Source organism: Streptomyces bambusae, assembly GCF_020532645.1.
Classification (GTDB): domain Bacteria; phylum Actinomycetota; class Actinomycetes; order Streptomycetales; family Streptomycetaceae; genus Streptomyces; species Streptomyces bambusae.
The window spans coordinates 52,818-69,479 of sequence record NZ_JAJAUZ010000014.1 but is presented as its reverse complement, the minus strand read 5'-3'; the positions used below and the strand labels follow the sequence as shown (position 1 = coordinate 69,479).

Here is a 16,662-nt window from a genome sequence, read left to right as displayed (position 1 = left end):
GTCCTCGGGGTCAGGTGGTGATCGCGTAGCGGTGCGCGACCCGGCGGGCCGTCAGCACCGCGGTGTCGGGGCCTGATCTGTTGTCGAGCACCCGGGCGGCCTTCCAGCTGACGAAGGAGCCGGTGTGCGTCACCGGGTCGAGGTCGGCGTCGACGACGATGTCGGCGCGGGCGCCGGTGCGCAGGCGGAGCCGTTCGGCGACGGCGGCTCCGATGGCCTGGCGTGCGGAGGCGGCCTCGGGCAGCAGGTCCATGCGGACGGTGACGGTGTCGGTGCCGTCCTCGGTGCGGTCGATGACGACCTGGTAGCCGAGGCAGCCGCGGACGTCCTCCAGGACGGCGGCCTCCAGTTCGGCGGGCTGGAGCATGGCCTCGCCGAGGGCGATCCGGTCGGCGGCGCGGCCGATGACGTCGACGACGGGGCCGGGCAGGCCGGCGCCGGGCGGCGGCGGGGTGATGCGGACCAGGTCGCCGGTGCGGTACCGGATCAGCGGCTTGGCGCCGTCGACGAGCATGGTGAGGACGAGTTCGCCCTCGCCGTACTCGCCGAGCGGGGCGCCGGTGTCCGGGTCGACGAGTTCGGCGATGTAGTTGGGCTGCGACAGGTGCAGCCGGCCGTCGGGGGCGCCGGTGGCGATGCACAGCGCCTCCTGGGACCCGTACAGGGTGGGGCGTACGACGGCGCCGGGCCAGACGGAGGAGACGTTGGCGGCGAATTCCGGGGTGCAGATCTCGCCGAGGACGAGGAACAGCTTCACGGGCAGCGCGGCCGGGTCGTACCCGTAGTGCAGGGCGGCCTTGGCGAGGCTCAGGCAGAGCGCGGGCGCGCCGACGATGACCTCGACGCCGAGCTCTTCGATGAGGCGCAGTGCCTTGGCGAAGCCGACCCGGGGGGATTCGGGCCAGATCTTGACGTGGCAGGCGCCGAGGGCGGCGGTGACGTCGGTGAACACGTCGCCGAACGCGTACAGCTCGGAGGGGCCCATCAGGCCGACGACCGGCATCCGGTCGCCGAAGCGGTCGCGCAGGATGCGCCGCCAGGACTCCTCGACGGCGGCGTTGGAGGTGACGACGTCCTTGGGGCCGCGGGGGCAGGGGGTGGAGGCGCCGGTGGTGCCGGTGGTCTCGTAGTAGATCGCCGCTTCCGAGATCGGCCCGGCGAGGACGTCGTGCATTTCGCGGCGCAGGTCGTCCTTGGTGGTGAACGGCAGCCGGTGCAGGGTCTCGGGGGTGACGGCCTCGATGTCGGTGCCGGCCAGGTGGCGCCGGTAGAACGGGGAGCGGGCGGTGACGTGGCGCAGGACGGTGGTGAGCCGCTCGGCACGCCAGTGGTCCCAGTCGGCGGCGGTGAGCCGGCCGGCGTAGAAGGCGCGGCTGAAGTCTCCGTAGCGGGTGAGGAAGTCGGCGGCGGGCGCCGGGGCCGTCGTCATTTGCGCACCTGCTCGTTGAGGGCGAGGCCGACGCGCTCGTTGGTCTCGCGGGCGGACAGCAGGTCGTCGCGGCCGGTGAGGCGGCGGTGCTCGCGCAGCAGCTCGATCATGTCGGCCATCCGGTCGACGAGGCGCTCGACGTTCTTGAGGCCTTCGTCGTCCTTGAGGGCGTCGCCCTGGTGGAGGGCGTGCACGGTGGCGGGGAAGCCGCTGCCGACCACGATCATCCGGTTGAGCAGGGCGTTGACGGTCAGCTGGGACCAGACCTCGCCGGCGTGGTAGCGGCGGGCGACGGAGATGACGCCGGCGACCTTGTTGCTGAGCGGCCGGTCGAAGCGGAGGTAGCCGACCCCGGCCCGCTCGATGAAGGTCTGCATGAGGCTGGCGGTGCCGAAACCGTGGACGGGGGCGGCGAAGACGATGCCGTCCGCCGCGATCATCTTGGCGACGACCTCGGGCACGCCGTCGGCGACCGCGCAGGAGATGGTGCGGTCGTTGCAGTCGCCGCACGGGCCGCACCGCTCCATCCTGATGTTCCGCAGGTCGACCACCTCGAACGCGAACCCGCGGGCCTCGGCGACGGCGGCGGCGTGCCGCAGGACGTCGGCGGTGTTGCCGTCCCGTTCGGACCCGTTGATCGCAAGGATTTTGGGCTGTGCGGTCATGAGTTGCCTCCAGGAAGGGTGGGGCCGGGGCCGGCTGCGGGCCCGGGTCCGCCGCGGCGGGCGGCGGGGCGCTGGCGCCCGCCGACTTCCCGAAATCGTCACTTCTCGGGGCTCGGGGCCGCATCTCCTCAAGTGCTGTGCCGGAAACCCCGATTCGCTTGACAGGAAAGGGAGTTGATGGTTCGCGTCCGGGTGCGCGGCGGGATCCCGGCACGGTCCCGGGCGGGGATCCTGGCACGATCCCGGGCGGGGATCCGCGACGGGCCGCCGGGGCCCCGGGAACGCCGAAACCCCGCCGGCCCCGCACCGGGCGCGGGGGCCTGGTGCGGGGCTGGCGGGGTGGGCGGGGCGGCGGAGGGCGGGTGGGGGCCGCCGGTCCGGTCAGTCCTCGGGGAGGCGGATGCTCAGGTCGTGGTGGAACTCGTCGCGCGGGTCGTAGGCCTTCTTGACGGCCTGCAGGCGCGGGTAGTTGTCCTTGTAGTAGAGCGTGTACCAGGGCACGCCGGAGGTGTTCAGCTCCGGGTCGGCGAGGTCGGCGTCCGGGTAGTTGATGTACGACCCGTCGTTGACGTCGTTGGGCACGGGCACGCCGCCGGTCTCCGCGTACACGTCGCGGTAGAACGCGCGGAGCTTGCCGATGTGGGTCTCGTCCTCGGCCTCGTTGCCCCAGACGCCCATGAAGGCCGCCTTGAGGATGGAGTCGCGCTGGGCGATGGCGGTGGCCTCGGGGGCGACGGAGTTCACCTGGCCGCCGTACCCGATGAGGATGAAGTGGTACGGGTTGTTGTCGCCTTCGGTGGTGAGGTGCTTCCACACCTCGCCGATCTGCTCGTCCTTGTAGCCCTTGCGCAGGTACGCCGCCTTGATCTTGATGCGGCGGACGTCCGGGGTGCCGAGGTCGCCCCAGTTGGGGTAGGCGGAGAAGAACAGCCAGGGCTTGAGGTTCTCGTTGCGGAACGGCTCGATGCCGATGCCGTCGGAGACCGCGGCGAAGTAGTCGTCGATGACCTCCTGGCCGCCCTCGACGTCGTCGTCGACCATCGCGCCGATCGACAGGATGCCGCCGGTGCGGTGCGAGGCGTAGAAGAAGGCCATGATCTGGGCGCCGGCCGAGCCGGGGGCGCTGTTCTTCTCGAACCAGCCGCCGACGTTGTTGAGGATGCGGGTGAAGTCCTTCTCGGACACCGCGTCCCACGGCCAGGCGAGGATCTTGGTGTGCCACTCGCCGGGGGCCTTCGGCAGCAGCGCCGCCGGGTCGGAGGAGGTGGCGCCCGGGGTGCGGACCCAGTAGCGGGTCACGACGCCGAAGTTGCCGCCGCCGGCGCCGGTGTGCGCCCACCACAGGTCGTGGTGCGGGTCCTCGGGGTCGCTGCTCGCGACGACCGCGCGGGCCGTGCCGTCCTCGTCGACGACGACGACCTCGACGGCGCACACGTAGTCGACGACCGAGCCCAGGCGGCGGGAGAGCGGGCCGAAGCCGCCGCCGACGAAGTGGCCGCCGACGCCGACCTCGGTGCACTCGCCGGCCGGCAGGGTCACGTTCCAGCCCTTGAAGAGGGTCCGGTAGACGTGGCCGAGGGTGGCGCCGGCCTCGATGACGAACGCGCGCCGCTGCGGGTCGAAGGCGACCTGGGTCATCTCCGACATGTCGAGGAGGGCGCCGCCGTCGCGGGACGCCGCGCCCTCGAAGCCGTGGCCGCCGCTGCGGACGGTGACCCGCTTGCCGTCGGCGACCGCCCGGCCGACCGCGTCCACGACCTGCTCGGTCGTGGTGACCACGGCCACGTAGTCGAGGTTGCCGACGAAGCGGTGGTTGCTGCCGCGGCGCAGGCTCTCGTAGCGCGGGTCGTCGGCGGTGATGACGGACGGGCCGAGCTTCGCGAGCGCCTGGCCGGCAGCCTGCTCCGTCGGGGGGAGCTCCACTTCGGTCACGTTCCTACCTCCAAAGGCATGCGGCGTTCGGCGGCACCGCGTGGTGATCCAGGTCAACGGGTCGAGCCTGCACGCGGGGCGAACGCGCTGTCTTCTCCCGCTGTGCTCAGTGCGCAGGGGGGCTGCCGGGGCGGGAGGCGGGCGGTGGGAACAGCGCAATCTGAGAGAGGACCGGGCCCCGCCCCCGGTGCCACGATCGGTGCCCCGAGTCCTGCTGGTCCGCGGTGGCGCTCGGCGCCCAGACGACGACCGGGTACAGACCGACAACAGGAGGCGTGGCGTGAAGATTGGCTTGTGTCTTGGGGAGTTCGCCTGGAACGGCGGCCCGGCCCGGATGGCGGACACGGTCGCGGCGGTCGCACGCACCGCGGACGACGCGGGGTTCTCGCTCATCGGTGTCGGCGACCACCTCTGGCAGGGCCCGCACGCCGGCGGTCCCGAGCAGCCCGAGCTGGAGTGCTTCACCACCCTCGCCGTGATCGCGGCCCACACCCGGCGGGCGCTGATCGCGCCGCTCGTCGCCGCGGCGCACTTCCGCGAGCCGGCGGTGCTGGCCAAGATGGTGACGACGCTGGACGTGCTCTCCGGCGGCCGCGCGGTGCTCGGCATCGGCGCCGGCTGGTACGAGGAGGAGGCCGTCGCCAACGGCATCGCCTACCCCTCGCTGGCGGAGCGCTTCGAGCGGGTCGAGGAGACCATCCAGATCTGCAAGCGGATGTGGGAGGGCGAGCAGGGCGCCGACGGCCCGTTCGAGGGCAAGCACTACCGGCTGGCGCGGACGCTGAACATCCCGCAGGTCATCACCCGCCCGCACCCCCCGATCCTGATCGGCGGCGGCGGCGAGAAGAAGACCCTGCGGCTGGTCGCCAAGTACGCCGACGCGTGCAACCTGTACCCGAGCCCGGACCTCGGCGAGAAGCTGGAGGTGCTGCGCCGGCACTGCGAGGCCGAGGGCCGCGACTACGACGCCATCGAGAAGACGATCGTCATGCCGGTGGACGTCACCGGCGACAGCACGAAGGCCGACGAGCTGTCCGGGATGCTGCGCGGCCTGTCCGGCCTCGGCGTGCAGACCGCGATCGGCATCGTCGCCGGCCCGGACCCGCTGCGGCAGGTCGAACTGATCGGCGAGAAGGTCATCCCCGCGGTGGCCGACGCGTAGCCGCCACGCAGGCGCGGTCCGTCCCCCGCGGCCGCGCCTCCCCGTGGCAGCGGGCCCCGGTTCGCCGGGGCCCGCATCTCTTTGCCCGCACGCGGTCCCGTACGCGGGTCCCGCACGCACGCCCGCCCCGCCCGTACGCCCCGTCCCGTACGCCCCGTCCCGTACGCCCCGCCCCGTCCCGTGAGGAGAGCGGTGACCCGCTGGCTGCACTGCCCCGTCCCGCGCCCCGGCGCCGCGCACCGGCTGGTGTGCTTCGCGCACGCGGGCGGTTCGGCGGCGTACTTCCACGCCTGGGCGGCCGGGCTGCCGGGTGCCGAGGTGCACGCCGTGCGCTACCCCGGCCGCGCGGACCGGCTGCACGAACCGTTCGCCGACGGCCTGCACGCCATGGCCCGGGACGTCGCCGAGGAGCTGGCGGCCGTCGACGACGGCCGGCCCGCCGTGCTGTTCGGCCACAGCATGGGCGCCCTGCTCGCCTACGAGACGGCCCGCCTGCTGGCGGGCGGCCCGGCCGCCCCCGCCCACCTGATCGCCTCCGCCGCCGGGGCGCCGCTGCTGCGCCGCACCGCCCGCCCGGCCGGCGCCGACGACGCCGACGACGACGCCCTGGTGGCGACCCTCGCCGCGCTCGGCGGCACCGCCCCCGAGCTGCTGACCGACCGGGCGCTGCGCGCGTACGTCCTGCCGTACGTACGGGCGGACTTCGCGCTGGTGCGCGGCTACGTGCACCGGCCCGGCCCGCCCCTCGACTGCCCGCTGACCACGATCACCGCCGCGGACGACCGGCACGTGCGGCCCGCGGACGTGGCCGCCTGGGCGGCGCACACCCGGGCCGGCCACCGGGCCCGCACGGTGCCCGGCGGCCACTTCTACCTGACCGCCGCACCCCCCTTCGCGATCATCGGGGAAGCCCTCGCCGAGGGCCTCGCGGACGGCCCCGCGGCCGCCGCCGGAACGGCCCCGGACCAGCGGCGGAACTGAGCACGCTGGAAGTTGGCCGCGTGATTGAACGGTCGGGACCATGGGGCACACCCACGGCTCGCCACGGGGGATGACGCACGGGCCCGGCCCGGATCCGGCAGTGGTGTGCGCTCGACACGGTGCCGCGGGGACGTCCCCGATGAAGAAGGAGAACACCCCATGCGAGCTTGGCTGGAGCGAAAAGCTGCCGTGCCGGGCGGCCGACGCGGGAAATGGCTGGTCCTCGCAGCCTGGCTGATCGCTGCGATGGCGCTCGGCTCGCTGGCCGGAAAGCTCGGCGAGGTCCAGGACACCAGCGCCAACGCGTTCCTGCCCCGCGGCGCCGAATCCGCACAGGTCAACACCGAGTTGGAGCGCTTCCGCACCGACGAGGTGCTGCCGGCGGTCGTCGTCTACAGCAGCAGCACGACCCTCACCGACGCGGCCCGCACCAAGGCCGAGGGTGACATCGGGGCGTTTGCGAAGCTCGTCGCGAAGGGCGAGAAGGTCGTACCGCCGCTCGCCTCGACCGACGGCAAGGCGCTGATGGTCGTCGTCCCGCTGGAGAGCGAGGACCAGGAGGTCGTCGCCGACAAGATCAAGGAGATGCGCGAGGTCGCGGCCGCGAACGCGCCGCCGGGCGTCGACACCGAGGTCGGCGGTCCCGCCGCGGGCCTGGCCGACGCGTTCACCGTGTTCGGCGAGCTCGACGGCACGCTGATGATGGCCACCGGCACCATCGTCATCATCCTGCTGCTCGTCACCTACCGCAGCCCGGTGCTGTGGCTGTTCCCGATCCTCGCGGTCGGGTTCTCCTCGGTGCTCACGCAGGCCGCCACGTACCTGCTGGCGAAGTACGCGGACCTGCCCGTCGACCCGCAGAGCGGCGGCGTGCTGATGGTCCTCGTGTTCGGCGTCGGCACCGACTACGCCCTGCTGCTCATCGCCCGCTACCGGGAGGAGCTGCACGTCCAGGAGGACAAGCACCTGGCGATGCAGACGGCGCTGCGCCGCTCCGGCCCGGCGATCCTCGCCTCGGCCGGCACCATCGCGGTGGGCCTGGCCTGCCTGGCGTTCGCCGACATCAACTCCTCGCGCTCGATGGGCCTGGTGGGCGTCGTCGGCGTGCTGTTCGCGTTCGTCGCCATGGTGACGGCGCTGCCGGCGCTGCTGGTGGTCTGCGGCCGCTGGGTGTTCTGGCCGTTCGTGCCGCGCTTCGGGACCCCGGCGCACAAGGGCCGTACGGTCTGGGGCCGGATCGGCGACGCGGTGGCCCGCCGGCCTCGCACCGCCTGGCTGGGCTCGCTCGCCGTGACCGCGGTCCTCGCGATCAGCGCCCTCGGCGCCAACATGGGTCTGAGCCAGGCCGACTGGTTCGCCGACAAGCCGGGCTCGGTCGTCGCCCAGGAGCGGATCTCCGCGCACTTCCCGTCCGGCGCCGCCGACCCGGCGGTCGTCATCGCCAAGAAGGCGGACGCCGCGCAGGCGCAGAAGGCGGCCGAGGGCACCGAGGGCGTCGTCGAGGTCAAGGTCGCCGGGGACTCCCCCGACGGCTCCCTGACCCAGCTGTCCGTCGTCCTCAAGGGCACCCCGGACAGCGCGGAGGCCAAGGACGCGGTCGCGGCGCTGCGCGACGGGACGGACGCGCTGGTCGGCGGCACCGCCGCGCAGACCCTCGACAAGGAGAACGCCACCGAGCGCGACCTCGGGGTCGTGGTCCCGCTGGTGCTGCTGGTCGTCCTGCTGGTGCTGATCTGGTTGCTGAAGGCGGTGGTGGCACCCGTGGTGCTGCTGGCGACGGTCGTGGTGTCGTACTTCGCCGCCTTCGGCGCCTCCAACCTGCTGTTCGAGCACGTCTTCGAGTACAGCGGCGTCGACTGGTCGATCCCGCTGCTCGGCTTCGTGTTCCTGGTGGCGCTGGGCATCGACTACAACATCTTCCTCATGCACCGGGTGAAGGAGGAGGCCGCGGTGCACGGCCACGCCAAGGGCGTGCTGACCGGTCTGAGCAGCACCGGCGGCGTCATCACCTCCGCCGGCATCGTGCTGGCGGCGACCTTCGCGGTGTTCGCCGGGCTGCCGCTGGTGTCCATGGCGCAGATGGGTGTGGTCGTCGGCATCGGCGTGCTCCTCGACACCTTCCTGGTCCGCACGGTGCTGGTGCCGGCGCTCGCCCTGGAGCTGGGCAGCCGCTTCTGGTGGCCGGGCGCCCTGTCCAAGTCCGGTGGTGCGCCGCTGCCCGCCCAGGGCCGCGCCGGTGACACCGACCGCGAACTGAACCGCGTCTGACGCTCCGGTCCCCCGGGACCGGACCGCGATCCTGCCGGGCCGCCCCGCACCCCCCTGCCACGGGTGCGGGGCGGCCCTGGGCCTGGCTGGCCACTCACGTCGGACCCGGCGCGAGTGGCCGGCCAGGCCCAAGGCATGCCGTTTGGCAGGCGGAGGGGCGCGTGCGGACGGAGCTTCGGCACCGCAATCGAGAAGATGGGCGGGCCCCGCCGCGCGCGCCACCATGGGCTGCGGGCCGCCGACGGCCCGCTGCGAGAAGGGACCTGGTGTGTGGGGCGATGAGGACGGTTCGGCCGCGAAGCTGTGGTCGATGGCGAGTCTGGGCACTCCGATGGCGGTGCGGACGGCGGCGACACTGCGCCTGGCCGACCACATCACGGCCGGCCGGCGGACCGTGCCGGAACTGGCCGAGGCGGCCGGCGTGCACGAAGGGGCCCTGGCCCGCCTCCTGGACTACCTGACCGTCCGGGGCGTCTTCCGCCGCGACGAGGACGGCCGGTACGCCCTGACCGCGCTCGGCGAGCCGCTGCGCGAGGACCACCCGGCGGGCGTGCGCTCCTGGTTCGACGTCGAGGGCGGCGGACGCGGCGAGCTGTCGTTCGTGGAGCTGCCGCACAGCATCCGTACCGGAGAGGCCGCCTTCCCCGTGCGCTACGGCGCCCCGTTCTGGGAGGACCTGGCCGCCGACCCGTACCGCGCCGAGTCGTTCAACCGGCTGCTGGGCGCCGACGTCGCGGCCCGCGCGCCGGGCATCGCGGCCGGCTTCGACTGGGCCTCGGTGGGCCACCTCGTGGACGTCGGCGGCGGCAACGGCTCGCTGCTGGCGGCCCTGCTCACCGCCAACCCGGAGCTGCGCGGCACCGTCGTCGACCTGCCGGACGCCGTGCAGAGCGCCAAGGAGCGGTTCGCCGCGGCCGGCCTCGACCGGCGGGCGAACGCCGTCGCCGGCAGCTTCTTCGACCCGCTGCCGGCCGGCGCCGGAGGCTACGTCCTCTCGCTGATCCTGCACGACTGGGACGACGAGGACTCCGTGGCCATCCTGCGGCGCTGCGCCGAGGCGGCCGGCAGCGGCGGCTCGGTGTTCGTGATCGAGTCGATCGGCGCCACCGGCGACGCCCCGCACACCGGCATGGACCTGCGGATGCTCTGCGTCTACGGCGCGAAGGAGCGCGGGGTCGCGGAGTTCGCCGAACTGGCCGCGGCCGCCGGCCTGAAGGTGGCCGCCGTGCACCCGGCCGGCCCGTCCGCGATCATCCAGCTCACCGCCGCCGTCTGACATCGCGGGAACCGTCGTACGAGGAGTCGCACCGTGGCCGATCCGGTCATGCCGCTGGCCGAGGCGTTCGCCGCGCTCGGCACCCCCGAGGGCCGTCAGGACCCGTACCCGCTCTACGAGGCCCTGCGGGCGCACGGGAACGTGGCGCAACGGGCCCCGGGCCGGCTGGTGGTCACGGGGTACGAGGAGTGTGCCCGCGCGCTGCGGGACGCCGCCCTGCACGTCCAGGACGGCAGGAGCTACGACGCGCACTACCCGCAGTGGCGGGCGCACTCGTCGCTGCGGGCCTTCACGAGTTCGATGCTCTACAGCAATCCGCCCGACCACGCGCGGCTGCGGAACGTGGTGAGCTTCGCGTTCACCCCGCCGAAGGTGGCGAGGCTGCACGACGTCATCGCCGGCATGTGCGACCGGCTGCTGGACCGGATGGCCGGGCTCGGCGCGGGCGGCGCGGACGTGGACGTGATCGGCGAGTTCGCCTCGCGGCTGCCCATCGCGGTGATCTCGGCCATGATGGGCTTCCCCGAGCAGGACCAGGTGTGGTTCCGCGACATGGCGTCCCGCGTGGCGGTGTCCACGGACGGGTTCACGGACCCGACGGCGCTGGAGCAGGCCGACGAGGCGATGGACGAGATGTCCGGCTACTTCGCCGAGCTGCTCGACCACCGGCGCCGCCGGCCCGCCGACGACCTGGTCACGCTGCTGGCCGAGGCCCATGACGCGGGCGACGGGCGGCTGGACCACGACGAGCTGCACGGCACCCTGATGGTGCTGCTGACGGCCGGTTTCGAGACGACGAGCTTCCTGATCGGGCACGGCGCGCTGCTCGCCCTGGAGCAGCCGTCGTACGCGCACCTGCTGCGCACCGGGCCGGAGTTCGCCGCCGGGTACGTCGAGGAGATCCTGCGGTTCGAGCCGCCGGTGCACGTCACGAGCCGGATGGCGACGCGGGACCTGGTGCTGGGGGACGTGCCGGTGGCGGCGGGCAGCCGGCTGACGCTGATCCTGGCGGCCGCGAACCGGGACGGCCGGCGGTTCGCCGACCCGGACCGCTTCGACCCGGCGCGCACCGACTCCAAACCGCTGAGTTTCGGCCTCGGTTCGCACTTCTGCCTGGGTGCGCCGCTGGCCCGGCTGGAGGCGCGGATCGCGCTGCCGGCGCTGCTGCGCCGGTTCCCGGACCTGGCGGCGGTGGCGCCGCCGGTGTACCGGGACCGGTGGGTGGTCCGCGGTCTGGACACCTTCCCGGTCCGGCTGGGCGCGGACGCGGGCGCCCGTACCTGATCCTGCGGACCGTCCGTACGTACGAGGCCCCGGTGGCGCGCCGTCCGCGCCACCGGGGCCTCGTGTCCGTGCGGGCTACTTGGCGGTGATGCCCGAGCCGGCGGGGGTCCCGTCGGTCTCCCGGGCCGGTGCCGGAGCCCCGTCGGCCGCGGCGGCGGGGGTGCCTTCGGCATCCGCGGTGCCGGTGCCGTCGCCGCCGTCCGCGCCGTCGCCGTCCGTGCCGTCGCCGGCGGCCGCCTCGGCCGCGCCGATCGGCGGGACGTGGCGGAGAAGGACGACGAAGGCCACGGCTGCCGCCGTGATGATCAGCGCGCCGACGCCGGCGACGGTGTGCAGGCCGCCGAGGAACGCCTCGCGGACCGGATCGGCCAGCGTGTCGGCGAGCCGCTCGGGGAGCTGCGAGGCCGCGCCGGAGGCCGCGGCGACGCTGTCCTTGACGGCCTCGGCCGTCCCGGCGGGCAGGCCCGCGGGGACGTTGTCGGCGATGTCGCCGCGGTAGACGGCCACGGCGAGGGTGCCGAGGGTCGCGACGCCGAGGGCGGCGCCGAACTCGTTGCCCAGCTGCGACATGGACCCGGCCGAGCCGGCCTTCTCCTCCGGGACGACCTCGACGACCAGGTTGGTGCCGAGGGCCACGACGGGCGTGCCGAAGAAGGAGAACAGCGCGAAGCAGGCGATGAGCAGGCCGGGCGAGCTGCCGTCGAGCTGCGTCATCACGATGAGGATGGCCACGACGCCGGCGAGCCCGCCGCCGACGACGTACGCGGGGCGGAACTTGCGGGCGAGCACCGGCGTGATGCCGAAGCCCATGGTCGCCAGGACCATGCTGGGCATCAGGCCGAGGGCGGCCTCGACCGGGGTGAAGCCGCGGACCGACTGGAAGTACTGGACGAGCAGGAACATCACGGTGCCGCCGACGACGCTGTTGGCCAGCATGCCGACGAGCGCGGCGCTGAACCGCTTGTGGGCGAACAGGCCGACGTCGAGCAGCGGTTCGGCCAGTGCGCGCTGCCGGCGGACGAACGAGATGCCGAGGACGACGCCGAACACGATGGCGGCTGCGGGCAGCGGGGCCCAGCCGTCGCGCGCCAGTTCCTTGATGCCGTAGATGACCGGGATGCTCGTACCGATGTTGAGGAGCACGCTGACCGGGTCGAGCCGGCCGGCGTTCTCGCTCTTGAACTCGGGCAGCAGCTTGGGACCCGCGACCAGCAGGATCGCCATGGCGGGCACGCCGAGCAGGAACACCGAGCCCCACCAGAAGTGCTCCAGCATCACGCCGCCGACGATCGGGCCGAAGATGGCGCCGAGCGGGAAGACGCTGGCCCAGACGGCGATCGCGACGGAACGCTGCTTGGGGTCCTTGAAGATGACGCTGATCAGGGACAGCGTCGAGGGCGTCAGGGTGGCGCCGGCGATGCCCAGCAGCACGCGGGCGGTGATCAGCATGCCGGGGCTGGTGGAGAACGCGGCGAGCACCGAGGCCGCGCCGAAGGCGGCGGCGCCGATGAGCAGCAGTTTGCGGCGGCCGATGCGGTCGCCGAGGGTGCCCATGGTGACCAGGAAGCCGACGATCATGAACCCGTAGACGTCCATGATCCACAGCTGCTGGGTGGCGTCCGCTTGCAGGTCGACGGCCAGGTGCGGCAGCGCCAGGAGGAGAACGAAGACGTCCAGGGCCACGAGCAGGGTCGGCAGGGCAAGGACGACGAGCCCCAGCCACTCCTTCCGCCCGGCCCTCTGTCCTTCGCCAACAGTCATCTTCCTCAACTTTCCACGTGAGGTCGGCGGGCCGGCCGCCTGGCGCCCGGCACGCAGGAATGTCCGGAGCGTTCCATCCCCGCGCGCGCGAGCTCATCTCGCATCGTGCTGTCTTCCCGGAAACGGGAACTCACCAGCGCTTTGCCGGATAGCAATTTGGAAGATGATGACGACTTAGGCAAGTCGATAACGTTTCACTTGAACGAGGCCGGACTGGCTGATTCCTTTTCATCGGGGGTCGATTTCCGGCTATGTCCTCATCTAACTGACCGAAATCAGGAGTTCATCATGCTGAAGAACAAGACCCGCTTCCTCGCCCGCGCCGGTGCCACCACTGCCATGGCTGCCGGTCTGGCGTTTGCATTCGGGCCGAGCGCAATGGCCGCGCCCGGTGTGACGGTCACCCCCGGCACCGGTCTGACCGACGGTCAGACGATCACGGTGTCCGCCACGGGGCTGACCCCGGGCACCGTCTACCACGTGGGCCAGTGTGCGGTCGTCGAGCCGGGCACCATCGGCTGCAACGCCGCCACCGCGGTCAACGTGACGGCCGACGCGGCCGGCAAGGCCACCGCCCAGCTGAAGGTCAACACGTCCTTCCAGGCCGTCGTCGGCGCGAACGGCACCCCCTGGGGCACCGTGAACTGCAAGGTCGTCTCCTGCTCCGCCGGCCTCGGCGACGCCACGGGCGCCGGCGCCGCCCAGGTCATCACCTTCGCCTGAGGCGCGGGCATGGACGGCCACGGCAGAAGGCGGGCCGGCCGCATCCCCTCGGATACAGCCGGCCCGCCTGATGTCATGCACCTGACAGCACCATCCAGTGGGCCCGGAGGCCCGCGGTGTCACGCCGGAGGCAGCGCCCCCAGGGCGATGTCCCCCGCGAACCGCCCCTCCGGGTCCACGCCCGCCCGGATCCGGGCCACGGCGGCCGCATCGGCCGCGTCGAGGTGGCGCTGCGGGCGGTGGTGGTTCTCCACCAGGCTCGGCAGCGTCCGCCCCGTGTCCCACGGGGTGAGCGCCGCTCTCACCCGAGTGCAGTGCTCTTCCAGCGCCGCCACGGTGACCGGACCGAACGGCGGCCCCGAGCCCATGTACGCGTACGGGGCGTCCACCCGGCTCAGCACCCCGCCCGCCGGATCCGCCTCCGCGAAGGCCCCGCCCAGCTGCCGCAGCGAGGCCACGACCAGCGGAGAGCCCGAACCCTCGCCCACCGCGCCCAGGAAGGCCTGCGCACCGGCCCCGTCCAGGGCGCCGAGCAGCAGGTGGTCGCCGACGAACGGCACCGGATCCGCCGGGTCCATGTGGGCGTGCAGCACCGCCGCCGGCTCCGCCGCGTGCCAGGTGTCGATCAGCGGCTTGCCGATCGCCCGCAGCGGTCCCAGCAGGTCGTCGGCGTCGCGCAGGGCGCCCGCCAGACCGGTCTCGTCGGCCGCGTGCACCGCACCGTCGACGGCCAGCACCGGGCCCGCCGCCAGCTCCGCCGGCACGCCCGGCAGCGGCGGCAGGTTCATCAGCCGCAGCGAGGTCGTCGCCGACCGCGGCGCGTCCGCGCACCAGCGCAGCCAGGCTTCGAGCAGCGGCTCCGCCAGCGACGCGGGCCAGTAGGCGCCGCCGGTGACCGTCCGGTGCACCGGGAACAGGGCGACCTCGACGGCCGTGACCACGCCGAAGCCGCCGCCCCCGCCGCGCAGCGCCCAGAACAGCTCGGCGTCCTGCCCGGCGTCCGCGCGGACCACCGTGCCGTCCGCGGTGACCAGTTCGACCGCGCGCACCAGGTTGGCGGCCAGGCCGGTGGTGCGCCCGTAGAAGCCGGCACCGCCGCCGAGCGCGTAGCCGACCACGCCGACGCCGCCGGACGAGCCGTGCGGTGCGGCCAGCCCGTACGGGGCGGCCGCCTCGACGACCTCGGCCCAGCGGGTGCCGGCGGGCACCCGGGCCACCCGCCGCTGCGGGTCGATCTCGACGCCGCCCGCGAGCCGGGTGCGGATCAGCAGCGCGCCGTCCATCGGGCGGGCCGCGCCCGACGCATGGCCGGTGCCGATCACCCGGACCGGCAGGCCGGCGTCCGCGGCGTGGCGCAGCGCGGCCCGGATGCCGTCGATGCCGTCGACGGTCACCGCGGCTTCCGGGTGCGCGGGCGCCGCCAGGTTGAAGACCCGGCTGGCCTCTTCGTACGCGGGACTGCCGGGCCGGGCGATGCCCGCGGGGCCCGGGGCTCCGGTGGACGCCGTCACGAGCCGGCCCCCTCGCGGACCGCGGTGATGAAGACGAACGTGCCGGGCCCGGACTCCTCGCGGACGGTCAGGCCCGCGCCGGCCAGCCAGCCCTTGAGCTCGGCGAGGTCGAACACGTCGAGGCCGCCGGTGTGCTGCGGGAACCGGTGGGCGTGCACGAAGTACGCGTAGACCGGGTCGTCGGAGCGGCGGAACGTCAGGAAGGTGAAGGTGCCGCCCGGCTTGAGGCAGCGCCCGACCTCGGCGATGGCGGCGGCCGCGTGGTGGTAGAAGGCCTGGAGGGCGTTCCAGCAGACGACGGCGCCGAGCGAGGCGTCGGCGAACGGCAGGTCGCTCGCGCTGGCGAGGACCGACGGCACCTCGGGGAGGCGGCCGCGCAGCGCGGTCAGCATCGGCAGGCCCATGTCGAGGGCGACGAGCCGGTCGGCGCCGACGGTGTCCGCGATGACCTCGGTCCAGCGGCCGGCGCCGGCCCCGAGGTCGAGCACCGGCCCGTCGACCGGGGCGATGTTCCGGGCGAGGTAGCCGTCCTCGGTGGCGAGGCTGATGCCGGCGTCCCAGTTCTGGCCGCACAGCTGGAGGAACGCGGGCCGGGCCACGGCCTCGTAGAACAGGCCCATGCTGGGCACCTGGGAGAGCTTCTCCAGGAAGTCGGCGCTGCCGCCGGCCGCGGGTGCGGGCGCGGTCAGGTCGAGGATGCCGCCGGCGACCGGGAAGGCGCTGCCGCAGGAAGTGCAGCCGATGCCGCCGCCGTCGGCGGCGAGCGGCGCCGCGCAGGACGGGCAGCGCAGCGCGCCGAAGTGCGGGGCGAACAGGTGCGTGGCGTCGGCGCGGGCGGCCTCGGCGCCGGTGGCGGTGCGGCCCTCGACGGTGGCGGTGGGCGGGATGTCGGGGGTCCCGTTGCAGACCGCCCAGTACGCCTTCGCGCCGATGAAGCCGAGGACGGTGCGGGTGTCGTTCTCCCAGTTGGCGACGAGCTGCTCGGACGTCAGCCCCTTGATCCAGCTCTGGTCGAAGGCGAGTTCGTCGGCGTTGAGGGTCCAGGCGGCGGGCGAGGGCCAGACCCGGCCGAGGTCCGGCTCGTCCGAGTCGAGGGTGCGCAGGGCCCGGTCGAGCCGCGAGTGGTCGTCGGGGTTCAGGCCGAGGCCGTCGGCGGCCGCCAGGATCCGGTCGCGGTCGCCCGGGAAGTGCGCGAGGAGGTAGAGCGCGGCGAGGGTGAGGGGCGCATCGGCGGCGGCGCCCGGCAGCAGCCCGAGGACGAGGTCGAGGTGGGGGCGGACCGCGGTGGCCGCCGGGCCGTCGAGCGCCGGGTACTCGGCCTCGGCGAGCAGGCCGAGGAGCACCAGGAGGCGGCCGAGGTGCTCGGGTCCGGCCTTCGGCAGCTGCTCGGCGATCACCGGGACGGCGGCCGCGGCCGCGTCGGTCGGCGTGCCCGCGTCCCACAGCGCGTCCACCAACTGCCGGTACGGGGCGGCGCAGTCCTGCGGGGCGGCCTGCAGGAAGGCGCCGACCAGGTCGGCGACGCCGGGGTGAGCGGTGGGAACCTTCATGTGTGCGCGTCCTCTCCGGGGTCCTGCGGACGGGGTGCAGCGGGCGGCTGCGGCGGTCGGGTACGGCGGGTACGGCGGTCGCTGCGGCGGCGCCGGGACCGGCCCGGGCCGGCGGCCCCG

General features: G+C 73.8%; 12 protein-coding genes. 6 read left to right on the top strand and 6 right to left on the bottom strand.

What is annotated here, in order from left to right:
• Window positions 1-10 precede the first annotated feature (10 nt).
• The 3 genes from LG634_RS12580 to LG634_RS12570 form a co-directional block, all read right to left on the bottom strand.
• Entirely contained in the window at window positions 11-1,429 is a 1,419-nt protein-coding gene (locus tag LG634_RS12580; RefSeq protein ID WP_226733839.1) for a phenylacetate--CoA ligase family protein, read from the bottom strand.
• Window positions 1,426-2,094 (bottom strand): flavodoxin family protein, encoded by a 669-nt coding sequence (locus LG634_RS12575; RefSeq protein WP_226733838.1) that lies wholly within the window; start codon window positions 2,092-2,094, stop codon window positions 1,426-1,428. The genes LG634_RS12580 and LG634_RS12575 overlap by 4 nt, the downstream gene beginning before the upstream one ends.
• Before the next feature lie 381 nt (window positions 2,095-2,475).
• A complete protein-coding gene (locus LG634_RS12570) occupies window positions 2,476-4,026 on the bottom strand; it encodes an FAD-binding oxidoreductase (RefSeq protein WP_226733837.1) in 1,551 nt (516 codons plus the stop codon).
• 280 nt (window positions 4,027-4,306) lie between these two features.
• On the opposite strand from LG634_RS12570, the gene LG634_RS12565 reads away from it, so the two are divergent.
• The 5 genes from LG634_RS12565 to LG634_RS12545 all read left to right on the top strand — a co-directional run bounded on the left by LG634_RS12565 (window position 4,307) and on the right by LG634_RS12545 (window position 10,997).
• Window positions 4,307-5,188, top strand: a complete 882-nt coding sequence (locus tag LG634_RS12565; RefSeq protein ID WP_226733836.1) for an LLM class F420-dependent oxidoreductase — start codon at window positions 4,307-4,309, stop codon at window positions 5,186-5,188.
• A gap of 192 nt (window positions 5,189-5,380) precedes the next feature.
• Entirely contained in the window at window positions 5,381-6,169 is a 789-nt protein-coding gene (locus tag LG634_RS12560) for a thioesterase II family protein (RefSeq protein WP_226733835.1), read from the top strand.
• A 159-nt stretch (window positions 6,170-6,328) separates the two neighbouring features.
• Window positions 6,329-8,437, top strand: a complete 2,109-nt coding sequence (locus LG634_RS12555) for an MMPL family transporter (RefSeq protein WP_226733834.1) — start codon at window positions 6,329-6,331, stop codon at window positions 8,435-8,437.
• Window positions 8,438-8,705: 268 nt separating this feature from the next.
• Window positions 8,706-9,713 (top strand): methyltransferase, encoded by a 1,008-nt coding sequence (locus LG634_RS12550; RefSeq protein WP_308072459.1) that lies wholly within the window; start codon window positions 8,706-8,708, stop codon window positions 9,711-9,713.
• Window positions 9,714-9,746: 33 nt separating this feature from the next.
• Window positions 9,747-10,997 (top strand): cytochrome P450, encoded by a 1,251-nt coding sequence (locus tag LG634_RS12545; protein WP_226733833.1) that lies wholly within the window; start codon window positions 9,747-9,749, stop codon window positions 10,995-10,997.
• Between the two features lie 75 nt (window positions 10,998-11,072).
• Here LG634_RS12545 and LG634_RS12540 read toward each other — a convergent pair whose 3' ends face one another.
• Entirely contained in the window at window positions 11,073-12,758 is a 1,686-nt protein-coding gene (locus LG634_RS12540) for an MFS transporter (RefSeq protein ID WP_226733832.1), read from the bottom strand.
• A 288-nt stretch (window positions 12,759-13,046) separates the two neighbouring features.
• Between LG634_RS12540 and LG634_RS12535 the strand changes: the two genes are divergently transcribed.
• A complete protein-coding gene (locus tag LG634_RS12535; RefSeq protein WP_226733831.1) occupies window positions 13,047-13,481 on the top strand; it encodes an enediyne antibiotic chromoprotein in 435 nt (144 codons plus the stop codon).
• 119 nt (window positions 13,482-13,600) lie between these two features.
• Here LG634_RS12535 and LG634_RS12530 read toward each other — a convergent pair whose 3' ends face one another.
• Together LG634_RS12530 and LG634_RS12525 are read right to left on the bottom strand one after the other, a co-directional pair.
• A complete protein-coding gene (locus LG634_RS12530) occupies window positions 13,601-14,992 on the bottom strand; it encodes an FAD-binding oxidoreductase (protein WP_226733830.1) in 1,392 nt (463 codons plus the stop codon).
• The gene (locus LG634_RS12525; RefSeq protein WP_226733829.1) at window positions 14,989-16,542 is read right to left on the bottom strand and encodes a class I SAM-dependent methyltransferase; all 1,554 of its coding nucleotides are present in this window, start codon (window positions 16,540-16,542) and stop codon (window positions 14,989-14,991) included. The genes LG634_RS12530 and LG634_RS12525 overlap by 4 nt, the downstream gene beginning before the upstream one ends.
• Window positions 16,543-16,662: the final 120 nt, after the last annotated feature.

What these genes read in the sequence shown, in the direction of transcription:
- LG634_RS12580 (WP_226733839.1), bottom strand. Translation starts at nt 1,429, where the DNA reads ATGACGACGGCCCCGGCGCCCGCCGCCGACTTCCTCACCCGCTACGGA.
- LG634_RS12575 (WP_226733838.1), bottom strand. Translation starts at nt 2,094, where the DNA reads ATGACCGCACAGCCCAAAATCCTTGCGATCAACGGGTCCGAACGGGAC.
- LG634_RS12555 (WP_226733834.1), top strand. Translation starts at nt 6,329, where the DNA reads ATGCGAGCTTGGCTGGAGCGAAAAGCTGCCGTGCCGGGCGGCCGACGC.
- LG634_RS12540 (WP_226733832.1), bottom strand. Translation starts at nt 12,758, where the DNA reads ATGACTGTTGGCGAAGGACAGAGGGCCGGGCGGAAGGAGTGGCTGGGG.
- LG634_RS12535 (WP_226733831.1), top strand. Translation starts at nt 13,047, where the DNA reads ATGCTGAAGAACAAGACCCGCTTCCTCGCCCGCGCCGGTGCCACCACT.
- LG634_RS12525 (WP_226733829.1), bottom strand. Translation starts at nt 16,542, where the DNA reads ATGAAGGTTCCCACCGCTCACCCCGGCGTCGCCGACCTGGTCGGCGCC.